At 68.6% G+C, this 20513-nt stretch carries 19 protein-coding genes; 11 read left to right on the top strand and 8 right to left on the bottom strand.

All coding sequences use genetic code 11. The features are described 5' to 3' along the window. The 8 genes from BH719_RS09910 to BH719_RS00830 all read left to right on the top strand — a co-directional run. A partial coding sequence (locus BH719_RS09910) for an HAD-IC family P-type ATPase (RefSeq protein ID WP_009399956.1) occupies nucleotides 1-1187 on the top strand: 1187 nt, incomplete at its 5' end. A 140-nt stretch (nucleotides 1188-1327) separates the two neighbouring features. After that, the gene (locus BH719_RS00860; protein ID WP_009399954.1) at nucleotides 1328-1738 is read left to right on the top strand and encodes a hypothetical protein; all 411 of its coding nucleotides are present in this window, start codon (nucleotides 1328-1330) and stop codon (nucleotides 1736-1738) included. Between the two features lie 58 nt (nucleotides 1739-1796). Further along, a complete protein-coding gene (locus tag BH719_RS00855) occupies nucleotides 1797-3203 on the top strand; it encodes a hypothetical protein (RefSeq protein ID WP_009399952.1) in 1407 nt (468 codons plus the stop codon). Then, the gene (locus BH719_RS00850) at nucleotides 3200-4363 is read left to right on the top strand and encodes a S8 family peptidase (protein WP_009399950.1); all 1164 of its coding nucleotides are present in this window, start codon (nucleotides 3200-3202) and stop codon (nucleotides 4361-4363) included. The genes BH719_RS00855 and BH719_RS00850 overlap by 4 nt, the downstream gene beginning before the upstream one ends. 44 nt (nucleotides 4364-4407) lie before the next feature. Then, nucleotides 4408-4725: a hypothetical protein gene (locus tag BH719_RS00845; RefSeq protein ID WP_009399948.1), complete on the top strand. Its 318-nt coding sequence runs from the start codon at nucleotides 4408-4410 to the stop codon at nucleotides 4723-4725. A gap of 16 nt (nucleotides 4726-4741) precedes the next feature. Further along, nucleotides 4742-6490, top strand: a complete 1749-nt coding sequence (locus BH719_RS00840) for an alpha/beta hydrolase (protein WP_009399946.1) — start codon at nucleotides 4742-4744, stop codon at nucleotides 6488-6490. Next, on the top strand, nucleotides 6490-7167 hold the full coding sequence (locus BH719_RS00835) for a DUF4853 domain-containing protein (protein ID WP_009399944.1): 678 nt from the start codon (nucleotides 6490-6492) through the stop codon (nucleotides 7165-7167). The genes BH719_RS00840 and BH719_RS00835 overlap by 1 nt, the downstream gene beginning before the upstream one ends. Further along, the gene (locus tag BH719_RS00830; protein WP_009399942.1) at nucleotides 7164-7841 is read left to right on the top strand and encodes a DUF4853 domain-containing protein; all 678 of its coding nucleotides are present in this window, start codon (nucleotides 7164-7166) and stop codon (nucleotides 7839-7841) included. Before BH719_RS00835 ends, BH719_RS00830 begins: the two co-directional genes overlap by 4 nt. Nucleotides 7842-7922: 81 nt before the next feature. Here BH719_RS00830 and BH719_RS00825 read toward each other — a convergent pair whose 3' ends face one another. Continuing rightward, a complete protein-coding gene (locus BH719_RS00825) occupies nucleotides 7923-8204 on the bottom strand; it encodes a YciI family protein (protein ID WP_009399940.1) in 282 nt (93 codons plus the stop codon). Between the two features lie 56 nt (nucleotides 8205-8260). Between BH719_RS00825 and uvrA the strand changes: the two genes are divergently transcribed. Together uvrA and BH719_RS00815 are read left to right on the top strand one after the other, a co-directional pair. Beyond that, entirely contained in the window at nucleotides 8261-11128 is a 2868-nt protein-coding gene (gene uvrA, locus BH719_RS00820) for an excinuclease ABC subunit UvrA (protein WP_009399938.1), read from the top strand. A gap of 47 nt (nucleotides 11129-11175) precedes the next feature. Continuing rightward, on the top strand, nucleotides 11176-12297 hold the full coding sequence (locus tag BH719_RS00815) for a hypothetical protein (RefSeq protein WP_034255107.1): 1122 nt from the start codon (nucleotides 11176-11178) through the stop codon (nucleotides 12295-12297). Between the two features lie 833 nt (nucleotides 12298-13130). On the opposite strand, the gene BH719_RS00810 is transcribed toward BH719_RS00815, so the two are convergent. The 7 genes from BH719_RS00810 to BH719_RS00780 all read right to left on the bottom strand — a co-directional run bounded on the left by BH719_RS00810 (nucleotide 13131) and on the right by BH719_RS00780 (nucleotide 19490). Then, nucleotides 13131-13643 carry a PH domain-containing protein gene (locus tag BH719_RS00810; protein ID WP_034255106.1) on the bottom strand — a complete coding sequence of 171 codons (513 nt, stop codon included), beginning with the start codon at nucleotides 13641-13643 and terminating at the stop codon, nucleotides 13131-13133. Nucleotides 13644-13934: 291 nt separating this feature from the next. Next, entirely contained in the window at nucleotides 13935-14693 is a 759-nt protein-coding gene (locus tag BH719_RS00805) for a siderophore-interacting protein (protein WP_009399932.1), read from the bottom strand. Nucleotides 14694-14763: 70 nt separating this feature from the next. After that, nucleotides 14764-15699: an aldo/keto reductase gene (locus BH719_RS00800; RefSeq protein WP_009399931.1), complete on the bottom strand. Its 936-nt coding sequence runs from the start codon at nucleotides 15697-15699 to the stop codon at nucleotides 14764-14766. 127 nt (nucleotides 15700-15826) lie between these two features. After that, nucleotides 15827-16609, bottom strand: a complete 783-nt coding sequence (locus tag BH719_RS00795) for an amino acid ABC transporter ATP-binding protein (protein ID WP_009399930.1) — start codon at nucleotides 16607-16609, stop codon at nucleotides 15827-15829. Beyond that, on the bottom strand, nucleotides 16606-17544 hold the full coding sequence (locus BH719_RS00790; protein ID WP_009399929.1) for an amino acid ABC transporter permease: 939 nt from the start codon (nucleotides 17542-17544) through the stop codon (nucleotides 16606-16608). Before BH719_RS00790 ends, BH719_RS00795 begins: the two co-directional genes overlap by 4 nt. 17 nt (nucleotides 17545-17561) lie before the next feature. Further along, nucleotides 17562-18530, bottom strand: a complete 969-nt coding sequence (locus BH719_RS00785) for an ABC transporter substrate-binding protein (RefSeq protein ID WP_009399928.1) — start codon at nucleotides 18528-18530, stop codon at nucleotides 17562-17564. A gap of 267 nt (nucleotides 18531-18797) precedes the next feature. Further along, on the bottom strand, nucleotides 18798-19490 hold the full coding sequence (locus BH719_RS00780) for a DUF4191 domain-containing protein (protein ID WP_009399921.1): 693 nt from the start codon (nucleotides 19488-19490) through the stop codon (nucleotides 18798-18800). A gap of 103 nt (nucleotides 19491-19593) precedes the next feature. Between BH719_RS00780 and BH719_RS00775 the strand changes: the two genes are divergently transcribed. Then, nucleotides 19594-20513 (top strand): protein kinase domain-containing protein (locus tag BH719_RS00775; protein ID WP_009399919.1); only part of this gene is annotated, 920 nt, incomplete at its 3' end.

The raw sequence follows: 20513 nt of genomic DNA, 5'->3' as shown, positions 1-20513 counted from the left end.
AGCTCGCCGCCGGGGCCGCCAGCCAGGGCGCGCGCGTCGTCGCCCTCGTGAGCGCCCCCGCCGCGCTCGTCGAGGACCGGCTGCCCGAGGCGCGCCTCGCGGCCGCGGTCATCACACTGGAGGAGGACCTGCGCCAGGACGCCGCCGAGACCCTCGACTACTTCCGCCAGCAGGGCGTCCACGTGCGCGTCATCTCCGGGGACAACCCCACCACCGTGGGCGCACTGGCGGCCCAGGCCGGCCTCACGGCGCCGGGGGGCGGCGAGCCCCGACTCATGGACGCCCGCGAGCTGCCCGAGGACACCGCCTCGGAGGAGTTCGCCCGCGCCATCGCCTCCCACGACGTGTTCGGGCGCGTTACGCCCGAGCAGAAGCGCGCCATGGTGGGCGCCCTGCAGGGCAGGGGGCACTGCGTGGCCATGACGGGCGACGGGGTCAACGATGCCCTGGCCCTGAAGGACGCGGACCTGGGGATCGCGATGGGCAACGGCTCCCAGGCCACGAAGGCCATCGCGCAGATCGTCCTGGTGGACTCGAAGTTCTCCGTGCTGCCCGGCGTGGTCGCCGAGGGCCGCCGCATCATCGCGAACATGGAGCGGGTGTCCAGCCTCTTCCTGGCGAAGACCACCTACGCGGCGATCCTGGTGATCATCACGGCCCTGGTCGGGTGGCGCTACCCGTTCCTGCCCCGCCAGTTCAGCTACATCGACTCCCTCACCATCGGCATCCCCGCGTTCTTCCTGGCGCTGTGGCCCAACCGCCGCCGCTACGTGCCGGGCTTCCTGCGCCGCACCCTGTCACTGGCGATGCCCACGGGCGCCGTCCTGGCCGCCGCCGCACTCACCGCCTTCGGCATCGTGGAGGGCCCGCCGTCCTCGCGCGAGTCCACTGCGGCGATCCTGGCCCTCATGGTGGGCGCGATCTGGCTGCTCGTCATCACGTCCAGGCCCCTGACCCCCGTCAAGTGCGCGCTGCTGACGGCCGTCGCCGTCGCCACCGTCGGGGGGGTCGCCCTCGCACCCGTGCGGGACTTCTTCCAGATGGTGTGGCCGACGCCGTGGGAGTGGGCGGTCATCGTCGGCGTGGGCCTGTGCGCGGGCGCCCTCATCGAGGCAGGGCAGAGGATCTTCTACCGGACCGCCTACAGGCGCTCCCTGGAGGAGGGCGGAGCGACGGCCCAGGACTGACCCCATAATTTGAACAGGATATGTGATTATCCTGTAATCCATCGCACTTTCAAAGTGGTTAACAACCGCGCGCCCTCCTGGATATAGTCGCATTGGGGCCCGTTAGGAGCACGGGCACGGCGTTGGAAGGACAATGCGGTATGAATGACAGAGGCGGCGTCGACCCTGAAGTCGAAGGGCAGGCCCTCTCGCGCGCAGCAGTGGGGACGACCGATCTGGACGAGGCGGGAGAAAAGGGCGTCCAGGCGCTCGCCTCCGAGCAGACCGAGCTGAAGTGGGGGACGGAGACCGGGCCGCAGACGGCACGGAGCGCTTTCAAAGCGCTCCTGGATGCCGTTGACGCCGAGCTACTGGAATGCCGTACGGCGCTGGAGCAGACGCTGGAGGATTCGAAGAGGGCCGTGGCGGGTTACGAGGCCACCGATGAGGACATCGCCGCACGGCTCGCCGCTGCCTTCGCCGGCGAGTCCTATGGCGCTGGTGCGCAAGTGGACAATTCCACTCCAGCTGACGGCTACGACGATTACTCGCCCGGAGGCGATGGGGAATGAGAACCCACATTGGACTCAGGCGCGCGCAGACTACCGGGATGAACGAGGAGGGGCGCTGATGGGGGAAGCGGGCAAAACGAAGGGTGGCGCGCTCAAGCAGGACCAGTTCTTCAGGCGCATGCAGGCCGTCGCGGATCTGCGTTATGACGACTCCGCTGATGAGGAGGCGTACCGCTCTGCGCTCGCGCGCATTGACGAGTGCGACGGAGCCGTCCTGCGCTACGCCCAGGAGAACGGGTACCACTCCACTATGGTCAATGATGCGATCGCGCGGTGGGCGTACGAGTTCCGATGCCGTCTGCAAGCGGCGCGGGCACGGCTCCAGGAGGGGTTCGCCACCATCGGGGGCGCCCGCGACACGATGCGCTCCCTGCGCGACGACTTCAGCCAGAACGTCGCCTCCGAGCTGCTGACGCCCGAGGAGGAGTCCCTCCGCGAGTCGTCCAAGGGGCAGATGGTCGTCGTGCCGGCCGGTGGCCACTACATGTACACGCCGTCGGAGTGCTACTTCGAGACCCTTGAGGTCCAGCGCCGCACCGAGCGCGAGGACTACTGCAAGGGCCTGCTCGACCAGCTCAACGACCAGGTGGGCCAGCACGGCAGCAGCGTCCAGGAAACGGCTACGAAGCAGGGCACGGCATGGAGTGAGCACTTCCCTGCCACCCCGGAGAAGCCGTCGCGCCCTGCTCCTGCCGACCAGTCCGCGGGCGGGGCCGTCGCGGCCGACGGTCATTCCGGTGCGGCGCCCGATGGGCCCGGGGGCCCGGCTGCGCCCCAAGGCGGCCCCGCACCCGGATTCGATCTGGCGGCCGAGGGCTTCCAACGCCCCGGCCTGCCCCAACAGGCGCCCGATAGCGCCGTCGTGGACGACCTGGACGGAGTGGATCTGGTGGGCCGTCCCATCAATATGACAGTGACCCCCAACGGCCTGGTCGGCGGGTACGTCCCGCCCTCCGCCGTCAATGCCTCGGATCCGCGCTGGGACCCCACCTACCGCATGCCAACCAGTGTGCGGCAAGTCTCAGCGGCCACTGCGGGCGCGCTCGGAGCAGGCCTGCTGGGACCGGGCAGGAGCCTCCCCAGCGCACGGAGCGTCCTGGGCGGCCGCGTAGCAGGGGCGCCGGGGCGCGCTTCGGGAATCGGCGGAACTCTTCCGGCCGGGGGCAAGGCGACCTCCGTCGGCACCGGGGCGCCCGCCTCCGCTCCGGGTGGTCAGCCGATGATGGCGCCGATCGCCGCCGGCGTGCCGGTCTCCGGCGCGGCGGAGGAACGGCAGAAGGCAGACGGCAGGCGCAGCGACAACGGTGAGAACCCCGAGGAGGAGGACCAGGAGAAGGAGGTCGTTCCCCTCCCGTACTTCGATTCCGAGCCGAAGGCCGAACCCGTGTGGGATCCTGCGCACGGCCCCGGTTCGGCGGACGACGGAGTGGAGTTCTCCTTCGACCTGGAGGAGTGGGAGCTGTGAGGGCGTTGTCGCGGGCCGGGCGCCGGTTGCGGATCGCGGTGTGCGCGGCCGCGCTGGTCGCGGGCACGGGGGTGGTCGGCGCCGCGCCCGCGCTGGCGGTGGAGGAGATCACGACCCAGGACTACGTGTCAGTGCTGGGCATCGATAAGGCGGTGGCGCGGGGATTGACGGGTACGGGGGTGCGGATCGGGGTCATCGACGGTCCTGCGGACACGGGCCTGCCGGAGTTGGAAGGGGCGAATGTGCGGGTGAGGAAGATGTGCGATTTCGAGGGCTCCGATACGCACAAGACCCATGGGAGCGCGATGGTGTCGATCCTGTCGGCGCGCGGGTACGGGGTGGCGAGGGGCGCGGAGGTGGTCAATTACTCGTTCCCGCGGCGGTGGTCGGGGAAGGGGGACGACGACACTGTCAACGACACCAAGGGGTGCTTGGGGATCGGGATGGAGGAGACTCTCGACGCGGCGGTCGCGGAGGGCATGCAGATCATCTCGATCTCAATGGGCGGGGGCGATCTCAGCGAGTCCCTGCGCGACGCGCTGGTGCGGGCGCTGGCCAAGAACGTGATCGTCGTGGTCTCGACGGGCAACGAGGGGCGCGAGGACCCCGAGGACTCCTTGGCGTCCCTCAACGGCGTCGTGGGGGTGGGGTCGTCGGATAATCAGGGCCTTATCTGGCGGTATTCGAACTTCGGGAAGGGGCTGACGGTTCTGGCCCCGGGGGAGAACCTCAAGGTCCATGACTTCGCCTCCGGTGAGGTCGTCTCGGTCACGGGGACCTCGGTGTCCACCCCCATCGTGGCTGGTGCCCTGGCGGTGGCGATGCAGCAGTGGCCGCAGGCGGCGCCGAACCAGATCCTCCAGTCCCTGGTCGGCACAGCGACGAATGGCCGCGGCGGATTCCCGCTACTCAGCACAGGCGGCTTGGACAGGACCGATCCGACGGGGTACCCGGATGCGAACCCGTTGATGGACAAGTTCGCCGGGGAGGAGCCGAGCGCGGCCTCGGTGGCGGACTACACCGACGGCCTGGCGTCGAGGGACTCGTTCTTCAAAGCCGATGAGGCCTACGTGTACCGGGGCGTGGATCCGGAGGTCGTGGACAAGCACCCGGGCCAGTCGGCACTGGGCACATCGCCGCGCTACCACCGCCAGGACTAGACCGACACCGGCCGAACACCCAACACCGGACCCAGGAGAGAGCAATGACGGACTTGAACATCATCGCAGGCGACTTGGAGGCCCTGCGCGACGGCGCCGACGCCGTGGCCGAAGCGCTCGGCTCCGCGCCGTTCGGCGATGCGGCGGGGTACGTGGCCAGCGGCATGCCCGGCAGTCGGAGCGCGCAAGTCGTGCTCCAGGCGTGCCAGAGCATCGACGACGCGTGGGCCGCGCTCGCGCAGGGCCTTGAGGACTACGCGTTCAATATCGGCGAGACGATTTCGGCATTCGCCACGACTGAGGACGCCAACTCCGTGGTGTTCCAGAACCTCGCAGCCGCCTCCCAGGCGGATGCGTACTGAGTGAGGAGGAACGGCAATGGTGGCGTGGAGCGATCTGGAGCAGTGGCGGTCGGACTATCTCGACGAGTCCGCGAATGCCGGGGGAGACGGCAGGAGGAGAACGCGCACCCAAGTCGAAGAACTCGCGGGGCACTTCGACCGCTTCCGTTCTGAGGGCCAGGCGGCCGATGCGATGCGCGGCGCGGGAACGGCCCTGCAGGACGACCTGGACCATTTGGTCCAAGTGGCCAGTGAGTACATGCTGGCCTGCGAGGAGGCGGCCGACGGGGTCAGACGGGTCGAGGCGAAGGTGCGCAGCGCCCAGGAGATCTCCGCGGAGATCGGCTACCCGATCAAAGAGGACGGGAGCCTGGATCCATTCGTCCGCGAGTACGAGAATTGGACCATAACCGTGCCCGGAACGATGCCGACGACTCAGACTACCCGGGAGCAGAGTTACGCGAGCATCGTTAAGGAGCTGAAGTACGGGGAGCTCCAGCAGTACATCGCCGACGCGCTGCGCATCGCGGAGGAGGTCGATGCCGCTTTGGAGAAGCGGCTGAGCGCACTGGCGAATGGGACGTTCGACGGGGGCGGAGCGCGGGAGGGGCGCGACTCGAAATCCCCGGGCCTGCCAGATGACGCCGACCCCTCGTGGTCGCCGGCGGAGGTGAGCGCCTGGTGGCACGCCCTCAGTGACGCCGAGCGCCAGGAGTGCATCGAGCGCGACCCCGCCACCTACGGGAACCTCGACGGCATCGACATGGCGTCAAGGGACAAGGCGAATAGGCTCGTCCTCCACGGGTACACCGATTCCGGCGGCAACCACGTCCCGGGGCTCATCGAGAAGGCCGAGGCGGCGGTCGCCGCCGCTCAGGACAAGATCAACAACGCGGGGTACCAGTCGCCCCGCGAGTCCGACCTCGGTGCCGCCCTGCGGCTCGATCTGAAGAACGCCCAGCACGACCTCGAGGAGTTGCGCAGGCTCGACGCCCAGCTCCAGCGGACCGGGGCGGACGGAGCTCCCACGTCTCTGCTTGTTCTGGATCCGTCGGGCGAGCGCCTCAAGGCGGCGGTGGCGGTGGGCGATGTCGACAACGCGAAGAACGTGGCCACCTTCGTCCCCGGCATGGGGACCAACGTCCATGATTCGATTGAGAGCTATGTCGATACTGCGATGAGACTTCAAGAGAACACTGCTGCGGTCTCAAGTAGTCCCCGAGCGGACACTGCTGTTGTCGCATGGCTAGGCTACGACGCCCCGCAGAACGACGTCTCCGTCGCCTCGACGGAGAAGGCCGAGGCCGGGGCTCCCCGCCTCAACAACTTCCTCACGGGCATCAAGTCGTGGCGGTGGGAAGGGGGCGGCGACCTCCACCAGACGGTCGTCTCGCACTCCTACGGATCCACCACGGCGGGACTGGCCATGAAGGACATCGGAGCGGGTGTGGTGGACGATTTCATCTACACGGGGTCCCCTGGTGCGGGCACCAGCACGGTAGGCTCGCTCGGAGTCGATCCCTCCCATGTGTGGGTGTCGGCGGTCGAGCACCTCGACTGGGTGAAGGGGATTCCACCAGACCAATGGGAGTCCTTCGGACGCGATCCCGTAGACCTCGAGGGCATCCAGCACCTCTCCGGTGACGCGTCTGGCGCGTCCTCGTACCATGCCAATTATTTTGGTTGGATATTCGCCAATCATTCCAGTTACTTCGACGCCCCTGCGCCTGGCCAGCACAACGAGGCGTTGGACGACATCTGCCGTGTCATCGGGGGGGCGAAGTAATGAGAGCCATATGGTTGCGCGCTTTGGCTGTCGTGTGGTGCGCGTGCGTGGCGGTGGCCGTGTGCGGGTGCGGGCGGGGCACGGACATTTTCGGCAGGCCGAATCCGGTGTTGCCCTTCGACAGGAGGGCTCCCATCGGGGTGTACTTGTCGGATACGGAGCCGCTGATCGAGCGTTTCGTCGACGCCCTGGCCAAGCAGAACGGAGGAGCCCTCGGCTACGATGGTTCTGCGTATTTCAACGGGTGCGGGGAGACGGGGGATGAGCACGGGATACGGGTGGCGAGTCCGATATTCAAGGTCCTGATGACGGATGCGATGGATCTGCGGGCGCTGTCGGAGCAGATCCTCGAGCCCGCCGGGTTCACGCCCCCCGACACCTTCGCGCCCGATGAGGAGCGCAGCCTGGTGTGGGGGGAGGACCGCAACGGGACCCTGCTGAGCGTCTACTACGTGCCCGGTGAGATGGTGCGCTTCTATTACCATTCGGGGTGCGTGCCTTTCGGGGACATGAGCGAGGACGACCTCAAAGCGAAGGTCTACGGGCGCGACCTGACCCAGACCTTCCCCGACCTGGTGCTCTACCAGTCCTTCGACGCCGACGGCAACCCCCAGGGCCCGCCCGACCAGCAATCCGGAACCAGCGCCCAATCCACCCAATCGGGGGGCGAGCAGTGAAGCGCGGGCGCCTGCGCGCTCTGGCTGTGGCGTGGTGCGCGTGCGTGGCGGTGGCCGTGTGCGGGTGCGGGCGGGGCACGGACATCTTCGGCAGGCCGGACCCGTTGCTGCCCTTCGACAAAAGGGCCCCCATCGGGGTGTACTTGTCGGATGCGGAACCGTTGATCGAGCGTTTCGTCGACGCCCTGGCCAAGCAGAACGGAGGAGCCCTCGGCTACGATGGTTCTGCGTATATCAACGGGTGCGGGGAAACGGGGGACGAGCACGGGATACGGGTGAGGAGCCCGGGTTTGAAGATCCTGATGACGGATGCGATGGATCTGCGGGCACTGTCGGAGCAGATCCTCGAGCCCGCCGGGTTCACGCCCCCCGACACCTTCGCGCCCGATGAGGAGCGCAGCCTGGTGTGGGGGGAGGACCGCAACGGGACCCTGCTGAGCGTCTACTACGTGCCCGGTGAGATGGTGCGCTTCTATTACCATTCGGGGTGCGTGCCTTTCGGGGACATGAGCGAGGACGACCTCAAAGCGAAGGTCTACGGGCGCGACCTGACCCAGACCTTCCCCGACCTCGTGCTCTACCAGTCCTTCGACACCGACGGCAACCCCCAGGGCCCGCCCGACCAGCAATCCGGAACCAGCGCCCAATCCACCCAATCGGGGGGCGGCCAGTAGCGGGCACGGACCGGCCGCGACCGGAGCCTGGGCCCGTACCAGCCCCATGGACCGGCGGAACGGCCCGCGCCCGCCGCAGGATCAGAAGTGGCGGATCACCGGGTTCCACTCGCGGACGGTGCGCGTGGACACGACCCCCGCCTCGTGGAACGGGTCCGCGTCCAGCATGGCGAGCACGTCGGCCTCGGCGTCCGCCTTGAGGATGAGGAGCGCGCCGGGCGCGTCCCCAGACAAGGGGCCCGACCCCAGGTTCTTCCCCTCGTCCCGCAGCGCCCCCAAATAGGCGCGGTGCCGGGGGCGCACCTGGTCCATGAGTTCGGTCTTCGAGGGGTCGTACACGTATTCGACTGCGAAATATGCCATGCCCCCACCGTAGCGCTCATCCCGGGATTTGCCCAGGGCGCCGCTAGGATCGTAGGGTGCATGACCAACTAGTGATCCAGGGCGCCCGCGAGCACAACCTCAAGGATGTCAGCCTGACCCTGCCCAGGGACGCGATGATCGTCTTCACGGGCCTTTCCGGCTCCGGCAAGTCCTCCCTGGCCTTCGACACGATCTTCGCCGAGGGGCAGCGGCGCTACGTGGAGTCCCTGTCCTCCTACGCCCGTCAGTTCCTGGGGCAGATGGACAAGCCCGACGTCGACTTCATCGAGGGGCTGTCCCCGGCGGTGTCCATCGACCAGAAGTCCACGTCCCGCAACCCCCGTTCCACGGTCGGCACCATCACCGAGATCCACGACTACCTGCGCCTGCTGTACGCGCGCGCCGGGATCGCCCACTGCCCCCAGTGCGGGGCACGCATCCAGGCCCAGACGCCCCAGCAGATCGTCGACCGGGTGCGCACCATGGACGACGGCACCCGTTTCCAAGTGCTCTCGCCAGTCGTGCGCGGCCGCAAGGGCGAGTACCAGGACCTGCTCGACGAGCTCAAAGCCGACGGCTACACGCGCGCCATCATCGACGGCGAGGCCGTGCGCCTGGAGAACGCGCCGAAACTGGAGAAGAAGCTCAAGCACACCATCGAGGTCGTCGTGGACCGCCTCGTCGTGCGCAGCGGAATCCGCCAGCGCCTCACCGACTCGGTGGAAACTGCCCTGCGCCTGTCCGACGGCCTCGTCGTCATCGACTGCGTGGACCTCGACGAGGCGGACCCCGCGCGGCGCCGCCGCTTCTCCGAGAAGCGCGCCTGCCCCAACGACCACCCCCTGTCCCTGGACGAGATCGAGCCCCGCACCTTCTCCTTCAACGCCCCCTACGGCGCGTGCCCCGACTGCACGGGCCTGGGCTTCCGCAACGAGGTCGACCCCGAACTGGTGGTCCCCGACGAGGAGCTGTCCCTGGCCGAGGGCGCCGTCGGCGTGTGGAGCACCAACTTCAAGTACCACAAGCGGCTGCTGGAGTCGTTGGCGGCCGAGCTCGGCTTCGACATGTCCACGCCGTGGAAGGACCTGCCCAAGAAGGCCAAGGACGCCGTCCTGTACGGCAAGGACTACGAGGTCCAGGTGAAGTTCCGCAACCGGTGGGGGAGGGAGCGCTCCTACACGACCGGATTCGAGGGGGCGGTCGCCTACATCGAGCGGAAGAAGGAGGAGACCGAGTCGGAGTGGGTGACCGAGAAGCTCGACGGCTACATGCGCCAGGTCCCCTGCCCCTCGTGCCACGGAGCGCGCCTGAAGCCCGAGGTCCTGGCCGTCACCGTGGGCGGCCTGTCCATCGCGCAGCTGTCCGACCTGTCCATCGCCGACGCCCGCGCCCACCTGGCGGAGCTGGAGCTGGAGGACCGCTCCGCCTCGATCGCCGCGCCCATCCTCACAGAGATCGCCGCCCGCCTCGACTTCCTGGTGGACGTGGGCCTCACCTACTTGACGCTGTCGCGCGCCGCCGGCACCCTGTCGGGCGGCGAGGCGCAGCGCATCCGCCTGGCCACGCAGATCGGGTCGGGCCTGGTGGGCGTCCTCTACGTCCTCGACGAGCCCTCCATCGGCCTGCACCAGCGCGACAACCGCAAGCTCATCGCCACCTTGGAGCGGCTGAGGGACCTGGGGAACACGCTGATCGTCGTCGAGCACGACGAGGAGACGATGGAGGCCGCGGACTGGATCGTCGACATCGGCCCCGGCGCGGGCGAGACCGGCGGATGGGTGGTCCACTCGGGCACCATGGACTCGCTGCTGGTCAACAAGAAGTCCCTCACAGGCCAGTACCTGTCCGGCAGGCGCGCCATCGCCCTGCCCGCGGCCAGGCGCTCCATCGACCGCAGGCGCCTCATCACCGTCAAGGGCGCCCGGGAGAACAACCTGCGCGGCATCGACGTGTCCTTCCCCATCGGCGTGTTCACGGCGGTCACGGGCGTGTCCGGCTCCGGCAAATCCACGCTGGTCAACCAGATCCTCTACCGGTCCCTGGCGGCCCGCCTCAACGGCGCGCGCACCATCCCGGGGCGCCACCGCACCATTTCGGGCATCAGCGGCCTCGACAAGGTCGTCCACGTCGACCAGTCGCCCATCGGCCGCACGCCCCGCTCCAATCCCGCCACCTACACGGGCGTGTGGGACCAGATCCGCAGGCTCTTCGCCGAGACGCAGGAGGCGAAGGTCCGCGGCTACGGGCCCGGGCGCTTCTCCTTCAACGTCAAGGGCGGGCGCTGCGAGTCCTGCAAGGGCGACGGCACCCTGAAGATCGAGATGAACTTCCTGCCCGACGTGTACGTGCCGTGCGAGGTGTGCCACGGGGCCCGCTACAACCGGGAGACCCTGGAGGTGGAGTACAAGGGCAAGACGGTGGCCGATGTGCTCTCCATGTCGGTGGCCGAGGCCGCCGAGTTCTTCGCGCCCATCTCGCGCATCGCCCGCCACCTCAACACCCTGGTCGAGGTGGGGCTCGGATACGTGAGGCTGGGCCAGTCCGCCACGACCCTGTCCGGCGGCGAGGCGCAGCGCGTGAAGCTGGCCTCCGAGCTGCAGCGCCGCTCCACGGGCCGCACCGTCTACGTGCTGGACGAGCCGACCACGGGCCTGCACTCCGAGGACATCCGCAAGCTCCTGCTGGTCCTGCAGTCCCTGGCCGACAAGGGCAACACCGTCATCGTCATCGAGCACAACCTGGACGTCATCAAGAGCGCCGACTGGGTCATCGACATGGGCCCCGAGGGCGGCTCCGGCGGCGGCCAGGTGGTGGCCGAGGGCACCCCCGAGCAGGTGAGCGAGGTCCCCGAGTCCCACACGGGCCGCTTCCTGGTGGACGTGCTGCGCAAGGGCAAGGTCCGCCAGATCGCAGAAGGGGCGTAGGGCAGGGGGCTGATGCGGCCGCCGCTGGCGGGGAATGTGAGGATGCCGTGAGTGATATCGTCGGAGCGCTGGGGTCGCTGTTCCCAGTTCTCAACAGCCACCCGTGGGCCATGGCCGCCCTGATCGGGGTGGTCGTCGTCGCCGTGGCCATGTGGCTGGCGCCCCGTATCATCGTCGCCACCGAGAGCCTGATCAACATCAGGAGCCGCCTCAAGGATCCGGACGATTGGGCCAGCGGGGACTCCTTCCTGCGGACGAGCGATCCCGTGCTGTGGAGGCAGAACCTCGTTTTCAACAGGCTCCGCCTCGACTACCTGAACTCCGCGAGGGTGCATAGCCAAATTCGCAGAAAAGAGACTCCCATTTCGATGCTATTTCTGCTTCAACTGATCGCTCTGTGCGCAGCGCTCTTTTCCGTGCGAGCATCACCTACATTCTTTCAACCAGTAGGTTCTGAGGCCTGGCGTCAATTTATCCCCCCGTTTCTTTTGAATGCGATTATACTGGTATCAATAGCCCTGTACGCGGTAGCGGAGATTGCGTTTCTGCTTGTGTTATATAGATGGATAAAGGATGACGAGAAAAGCAAAAAAACTGATACGCTTAGTCACTACTTGCGGAATCTGGGTTTTGGCGAACAGTTGTCCAGTCATATTGCAACGTGCTGGTACCACTTCAAGGTCGAGCACCGCGACCCACCGATTGCGCTTGATGAACACAGGGTGAGGACGAGAACCGGCGTTCTGCTCTCTTTCCGGGTCGAGCACCGCGAAGATGACGGCGTTCTACTCAAGGACGAGTACGTGGGCGCGATGAATGACCGTCGGCTAGTGAAGTGTCCAACGTGCGGCAAGCGGGTGTGGTCGTACTCGCGATCATGGTTGTTTTTCAAGTGGCTGCGGTGGTCGAAGGGGAGCGTGAAGAGCAGCGGCAACTGGACCGCAAGGGATGTCACACTCGCCCTGGGGGCGCTATCCCACTTGTTCAGTGCTCAGAACGTGGAGAAGTATTTGCGTCGCCATGAGTCGTGCGTCGGACACGGCGGCTCGGCCGAAGCGGGCGCGGGCGGCCCGGAAGGAGCTGGTGGTGATGATCGCGCTGCGGGGAACGGGTGGTTCAGCAGGGCCCTGAGGCGGCAGCGGCAACGGCGGCAACCCCTGTCACGGTGATGGGTCGACGGCCCCTCCTTCAGCGCTCGAAGAAGGGCGGGGTAGCCCGAGCCGCGTCAGGTCGACTGGTCGGGCTGTCCCAGTCCGCCATTGCACAGCGACCTCGATCATCCAGCAGCCCCCGACCCTATACCGGCTTCTGCCATACTCAAACGGCGAAGGGCCATTTTTCTATTGGAAAGCGGACCCGGCAGCGGCAGCGCTCGGGTAGCTTTGCAAGCGAAGTGGAGTTCTCACAGTGATACCACGCTTTGCAAGTGTGATAACGCTTGCACAGTGTGGTAGCGCTGTGAAGGCGGAGGCATCGCTGTGAGAACGCTCTCCGCCTCGTCGGCATAGCGCCCCTCCCGGGCGCAACGAACCGCATTGGGGCAGGAAACCACCCATTGGGGTAGGGCGTGCGCTGGCGGCACGGGAACGGAGGGAGGCATTGGGGTAGGAAATCACCTATTGGGGCAGGTTATTAACCTGCCCCAATGCACCGTTTCCTACCCCAGTGCTCGCCCGCGCCCGACCATCGCGCAATCATAGTGGTCGTGCACCCCGACCCGCACCTGGCTGAGGGCATCCGGCAGCGGTGCGTCCGCCTCGCACCCGACCACTGGGCGGACAGTTCGGCTAGGTCCCTCCCGCACCCGGCGATCAGGCGGACAGTTCGGCAGGGCGCCCGACCCGCCCCCGACCGCAAGGCGCCCGGCTCCAGCCGAGCGCGCTGGCGGCACGGAAGCGGAGGGAGGCATTGGGGTAGGGAACCACCTATTGGAGCAGGTTATTTACCTGCCCCAATGCACCGTTTCCTACCCCAATGCTCGCCCGCGCCGGGCCCGGGCGCCTCAGCTGTCGGGGTCGGCGTCGATGGCGCCCTGGACGTCCTCGAAGAGCAGGTTGGAGATCTCGACCTGGACCATCTCGACCTTCGGCACGTCGTGCAGCAGCAGCGGGTCGTCGGAGGAGGTCTGCAGGGCCAAGGTGCCGCATCCGAAGAAGCGGTCGCTGAAGTCCTTCACCAGCTGCACGTCCGAGATGCGGGTGAGCGGCAGGTCGTGGCCGGTGCGCCGGAAGACTCCCCGGCGGGTGATCACCCGTTTCGTGGTCACGGTGTACGTGTGCATGTACCACAGCAGCCACGGGATGAAAAGCAGGGGGAAGCTCACGACCAGGACCAGCGCCCACAGCGCGATGGCCGCCCAGGGCTGCCAGTCGGCGGGGATGAAGACCGTGCCCGCCGCGGCCGCCGCGATCAGGAGGAGCCAGGCGATGATCCTCCACAGGAGGACCTTGATGTGGGTGTGCATGTGCCGGACCACGACCTCGTCGCGGCTCAGGACCTTCTTCGACAGTGCCATGCCCCCAATCATGCCAGTTCGGCGCCTGTGGCGCGTCTCAACTGGGGTTCCCGCAGTTCTCCGGCTTTTCGTGATCAAATCGTGACCTTCTGGGAAGGGCAGCCGTCGTTCCAGATCAACAGCGATTATTCGGCATCCTTGCCTGGCTTTTAACCTGGTCAGAGGGGGTGCTCCGAATTGCGGCAACGGCCTCGGGGTGTCATGGGACACGCTAAACTGTAACGGTAGGTCGAAGTCGTCAACGGGGATGGTTTCGACCTGACACCCCCATCCGCTCGCGCGGGGACGGCCTCAGCGCTTCTCCCCGCGCGAGCGGCCCAGCCCCCGGCCCTCTATCCAGTACGCCTGCGCGTGGAGGCGCCCCTTCGCCAGCCCCCATTCCTTCAAGCGGAGTTTGAGCGCCCTGAGGGAGCGGAACTCCGGCGTCGCCCACGCGTACCACCCCCGGTAGTCGCCAGGATCGACGGCGCGCGCCAGCGACTCCGGGCCCTCGCGGGGCACCCAGCGCACCTCGAGGCGGGGATGGGAGGCGAAGGGCAGATCCCGATCAGAGTCCGAGTGCTCCTCCAAGTACACGCGGACGGGCACATGGGCGGGCGCCTCGGCCACCAGCGAGCGGATCGCCGGCACCGAGGCGGCGTCCCCGATCATGAGGTAGCCCTCCGGCTGGTCCTGCCCGGCGAAGGAGACCTCCGTGGACCCCATGCTCATCGCGGCGATGCGGTCGCCCGCCTCCGCCCTGGCCGCCCACGTGGAGGCGGGGCCCGACGGCTCGTGCTGCACGAAGTCGACGGCGATCGTCCCGGCCCGCGCGTCGTGGGCGGCGATCGTGTAGCCGCGCTGGTGCTCGACATCGGGGCGCTCGGGATCGGGGACCCACAGGCGCAGCCACGAGGCGGCGGAGAGGGGGACGGCGCCCAGGAGCTCGGGGGCGGAGAAGACGATGCGGACGCACGAAGGGGTGAGGGGACTCCGCTCCAAGACCGCCAGCGGGTACTCCCTCGCGCGGAGGACCTTCAGGACGGCGCCCTGGAACCCTCGTTTCGCCATACACCGAGCCTCACAATCATCACGGGTGTGCGCACGTGATGAAGGATACACCAGGTGGCGCGGACGGCGCCTAGCGCAATCCCGCCACCTCGTTGAGCACCTGGCGTATCGGCACGGGCAACGGCGCCTCGCGCTCGAGGACCGCGTCGAGCTGGCGGGTCGTGCGCGGGCCGATGATGGCGCTGGACACGCCCGGGTAGCCGCTTGCCCACGCGCACGCCACGTCGGCGGCCGTGCGGTCCAGCCCCTCGGCCGCTCTCACGGTCGCCTCGATCACGCCCCTGGCGGCCGCGGTGAAGTGCGGTTCGACGAGGTGGCGCAGGTGCGGGGAGGCCGCCCGTGAATCCGGGGGAGTGGAGTGCCGGTACTTGCCGGTCAGCGCCCCTCCGGCCAGGGGGGAGGCCGCGAAGAACCCAATGCCCCGGTCCTCCAGTTCCGCGACCAGGCCCGCGAGCCGGGTGTCCACCAGGGACAGGGGGGCCTCGACGGCCGTGATGGGCGCCCCGCCGGGCATGGCGCCGCGCGTCACGGCCTCGGCGATGTCCCACGTGCGCGAGGAGGCCATGCCGATGTAGCGGGCCCTTCCGGTGCGGTGGGCGTGCTCCGCCGCTGACAGGGTCTCCTCCAGGGGGACGCCCGCCTCGGGCGACACCAGCCACACGTCGACGAAGTCACTGCCCAGGCGCTGCAACGCGTCGTCGAGGCTGCGCAGCATGTCGCCGCGCCCGCCGGCGGGCCTCCACGAGTCGGCGTCGGGCCGCGAGGCGCCGCGCCACGCGAGGACGACGCGGTGGCGGCCCACGGCGGCCACCGCCTCGGCGAGCACGTCGGTGGCCCTGCCCTCGCCGTGCATGGGGGAGCACTCCACCAGATTGCCCCCCGCGTCGACGAAGCGCGCCAGCATCTCGCAGGCCTCCGCGGCGTCCGTGTCGCGCCCCCACGTGAGGGTGCCCAGGCCGATGGAGGACACGCGCAGCCCGCTGCGCCCGCAGAACGTAGTCACCATGCCACCACACTAGGCCGTGGCGGGGGGCCCGGCCCAGTACGCCGGGGTGTGTCCGCCGGTTCCCCCCCCGCGGGGGCTGCCCGGTCCGCTCCGGCGGTTCCCCCCGCACGGGCGGCGCCGGGCACGGTCACAGGACCTTCGAGAAGAACTCCCTCGTGCGATCCGAGGACGGATTGTCGATGACCTGGGCGGGGGTCCCCGCCTCGACGATCGCGCCGCCGTCCATGAAGACCACGTGGTCGGCGACCTCCCGGGCGAAACCGATCTCATGGGTCACCACGGCCATCGTCATGCCCGAGGCGGCCAGGTCCTGCATGACCGCCAGGACCTCCCCGACCAGCTCGGGGTCCAGGGCGCTCGTCGGCTCGTCGAAGAGCATGATCTCCGGGTCCATCGCCAGGGCTCGGGCGATGGCGACGCGCTGCTGCTGGCCGCCTGACAGCTCCGCGGGGTAGTGGTCGGCGCGGTCCGCCAGCCCCACGCGGTCCAACAGCTCCAGGGCGCGGGCCCGCGCCTGGTCGGCCGGCTGCTTCGCGACGTGGACGGGGGCCTCCATGACGTTCTCCAGCGCCGTCTTGTGGGGGAAGAGGTTGAACCGCTGGAACACCATGCCGATGCGGGCCCGCTGCGCGGCGATCTCGCGGTCCTTGAGGTCGTGGAGCTGGCCGGAGGCGTCCTCGCGGTAGCCCAGCAACGTGCCGTCCACGTACACGCGGCCCGCGCTGATCCGCTCCAACTGGTTCAGGCAGCGCAGCAGCGTGGACTTGCCCGAGCCCGAGGGGCCCAGGATGACGCACACCTCGCCGCTGGCGATGTCGAGGTCGATGCCGCGCAGCACGTGCAGGTCGCCGAAGAACTTGTGGACGCCGCGCACCGACACCATCGGCTGGGGGGAGGGATCAGGGGTCATGGGGTCACATCCAGGAATCGTTTCTGGGAGGGGGAGGGCTCGTCGTCTGAATCGGACTGGGCGGGGGAGGCCCCCGTCGTCTCGCGCCGGTCGAAGCCCTTGGCGAAGTGCTTCTCGATGTAGGACTGGATCCACATGAGCAGCGTCGTGATGAGCAAGTACCAGATCGCGGCGGCGATGAGCAGGGGCACGGGCGCGAACATCGCCTGCCCTTTCTGCCTGGCGACGAAGGTGAGCTCCAACGTGAAGGGGATGGCCGACACGAGAGACGTCGTCTTCAGCATGGAGATCGTCTCGTTGCCGATGGGCGGCACGATGACGCGCATCGCCTGGGGCAGCACGATCCTGCGGAATATCAGGGAGCGCGGCATGCCCAGGGCGGTGGCGGCCTCCCACTGCCCCTTGTCGACGCTGAGCAGGCCAGCGCGCATGATCTCGGCCAGGTACGCGCCCTCGTTGAGGCCCAGGCCCACGAACGCCATCCAGAACGGCGTGAAGTAGGCGGCCGTCTCGAAGGTGACGAACTCCGGGCCGAAGGGGATGCCCAGCGACAGCTTCGGGTAGAGGGTGGGCAGCAGGGACCAGAAGATCAACTGCGTGTAGATGGGGGTCCCGCGGAAGAACCAGATGTAGGCGGTGGCCACCCACTTGAGCACGGGATTGATCGACTGGCGCATGATTGCCATCGTGATCGCCAGGGCCGTGCCGATCAGCATGGCGAGGACGGTGAGGATGATCGTGAAGAGCACCCCCGACATGATCGACTGGGAGAACAGCCACGCCCACACGGTCGACCACTGGTAGTTCGGGTTGGTGACGAGCCCGTGGACGGCCATCGCCACGATCACCGCGACGACTCCGGCGCCCACCCAGCGGCCGGGCCGGGGGACCGGTTTGGCGTCGAGCAGCTCGACTCCGTCTTTCACATGGGGCATGATCGCTCCTTCCGCGCTCAGTCGTTGACCTGCGGGTTGAGCTCCGCGGTCGTCAGTGCGGCGCCCTCCGCGCCGTAGGGGGCGAGGATCTGCTGGAGGTAGCCGTGGTCCATGAGGTACTGCGCGGCCTTCTGGACGGCCTCGGTCAGCGCGGCGTCCTGCTTGTTGACCGCGATGCCCTGGGGCGCGGACTCGATGACGTCGCCGATCTGCTCGATCTTGCCCTGGGACAGGGCCGCGGTGTAGCCGATGACCGTCGAGTCTGCCAGGGTCGCGTCGTACTGCCCGCCGACGACCTTGGTGGCCACGGAGGTCTGGACGTCGTGGGGCATGACGGTGATCGCCTCGTTGCCCGCGGACACGCACTCCTGGGACAGTTTGTTGATGTACTCCTCCTGGGCCGTGCCCGTTTGCACGCCGATGGTCTTGCCGCACGGCTGGGCGGGGTCGAAGCCCTTCGGGTTGCCCTGGGCGACCCCGTAGGCGGAGCCGACCTGGACGTAGGCGATCATGTTCGTCTGCTGCTCGCGCTCGGAGTTGATTGTGAAGGAGGAGATGCCGACGTCGAACTTCGTGCCGATGGAGGGGATGATCGTGGGGAACTCGGCGTGCGAGGTCGTCCCGTCCTTCAGGCCCATGACCTTGGCCAGGGCCCTGGTGAGGTCGGCGTCGTAGCCGACGACCGTCTGGCCGTCGCTCGCGCGGAACTCACCGGGGGCGTAGTCGGCGGAGGCGCCGTTGCGCAGGGTGCCGCGGGTCTTGACCTCGTCGGGCACCAGGGCGGCGATCTCGTCGACGGTGGGGATCTGGGAGACGTCGAAGGGGGTGACGTCCGTGGTCGCGGCGCCGCCCGAGGCGGCCGCGCCGTTGGGGTCCGAGGCGGACTGCGTGGTGGCGCCGGGGTCGGAGCACGCCGCGAGGACGAGCGCGGACGCCGTGGTCAGTGCGAGGAGGGCCGCTGTCGCGGGCTTGTGCGGGGTGTGCATCTCGGGATCCTTAAGTGCGGGGGATTGTCGGTACGGCATCAGTATGCATCATCATGCATGGCTATGCATAATATGTGATGGATGTCCGTTCGCGATGCGGACGCCGACGGAGGCCCCCGCGCCCGCTCCGCGGACTGCGCCCCTGCGGCGGGCCGCTGCTCCGGCCAGTCAGGACCACTGCCGCCCGGCCGGTGGGCGCTGCCCCGGGCTCCGGGGACAGGGAAGGGGCGGCCGGGGCCGCCCCTTCCCGCGCTACGCGTGCGCCGCTCACTTGCCCCGCAGGGCGCGCCGGTTCGGGCGCGCCCGCTGAGGGTCGATTCCCTTGGGGATCGGCGGGTTGTTCGCCTTCAAAGCCGCCAGGCGGGAGGAGACCTGCGGGACCTCCTCGCTGGTGAGGGCGTTCTTGAGCTTGTTGATGGCCGCCTGCAGCTTGGCCAGGGCGACCTGCCCCTCGTCCTTGCCGACCTGGATCTGGTGGACCGGGACGTTCTGGAGGATCCTGGTGACGCGCTTCGCCTCGGCGTTGAGCAGGGGGCGGACGCGGGAGGAGGGCCCCTCGGAGATGAGGACCACCCCGGGGCGGCCCACGATCCGCCACACCAGGTCCTGCTCGCGGGTCACGGCGACGGGCTCCTCCGGGATGATCCACCCGCGCTTGATCTGCTGGAGCACCGCTTTGGAGGACCCGGGGGTGTCCTCGATCTGCGAGTACAGGGCGCGGGGCACCAGGAAGGACAGGATCGCCATGTCCGTCGTCAACGCGGCGAGGAGGCCGACGAACAGCCACGCGATCCAGTTCAGGTGGAGGAGGGCGGCGATGATGAGGAACAGACCGATCACGGAGATCGCCGCGCCCACCAGGACCCACGGGATCCAGGGGTAGGAGCGGGCGGAGACGCGGTACGCGTCCGCCATGTTGTTGTACCAGCGGCGCTTTGCGGGGGGTTTCTTCTCACTCATAGCACACCCATTCTACCGCCACGCCGGCCGGGCCCGGACATGGGGGCGTTCACGCGCACGCGCATGACTTGCCTCACATGGGAGTCTTCGGAAAGATTGGACCATGGAAATCGGAGGGTACGAACTCGGCACCATCATCCACATGGGCGCCAACGGGCCGCTGTGGTTGACGGAGACCAGCAAGGGCCCCGGCGTCGTCGCGATCCGGGGCGAGCGCGAGGCGCGCGGGAGCGTGGACCGCTGGCGCGCGTGGGCCGGCATCGACTCCCCGCACGTGGTCCGCCTGCTCGACGTCGTCCGCCACGAGGACGGGCAGTGGGCGGTCGTCCAGGAGTACGTCGAGGGCCGCCCGCTCGACATCGCCCTCGCCTCGCACGCGCTGCGCTCGCCGCGCACCCGCCGGAGGGTGTGGGAAGGGGTGGCCGCCGGCGTCAGCGCGCTGCACGAGGCGGGGATCGTCCACGGCGACATCAGCCCCGCGAACATCATCGTCGACCCGCAGGGGCGCGCCGTCATCATCGACATCATCGACCCGCCCCGTCCGGGCGCGGGAACGCGGGGATGGTCGCTGGGCGCGCCGGAGGGGCGGGAGGGCGACGAGGCGTGCGCCGACCGCATCGGCGAGCTCCTGGGCGTCGACCCGTCGGACGCCGACAGCGGCGGAACGGACGCCGACTCCCCCGTGCTCGTCGATGGCGGCGTCGTCGACCCCGCTCAGATCGTCGCCGATCTGCGGGCCGCGGCCCTGAGGGAGGACACCCTGGCGCCCGGGCGGACCCAGGAGGGCGCGGAGGGCGGCGCGGAGCAGGGGGGCGCCCCCGGCCGCAGTCGGCGCCGCGTGGCCGCGATGCTCGCCCTCGCAGTGGTCCTCTTCGCGGTCGGCGGAGTGCTCGTGTGGCGCAGCGGCGCCTTCAACGGGGCCCCCCAGACGCGAACCGGGCAGTCCGCCGAGGGAGCGGGGGCGGGCGCCGCGCCGGAGGAGCAGCCCCCGTCCGACCCGTGCGCCGCCGGGGCCGTCGAAGC

This window comes from Pauljensenia hongkongensis (genome assembly GCF_001746855.1).
Classification (GTDB): domain Bacteria; phylum Actinomycetota; class Actinomycetes; order Actinomycetales; family Actinomycetaceae; genus Pauljensenia; species Pauljensenia hongkongensis.
Note: the sequence above shows the minus strand (reverse complement) of the source record. Positions and strands in the feature narration are given on the sequence as shown.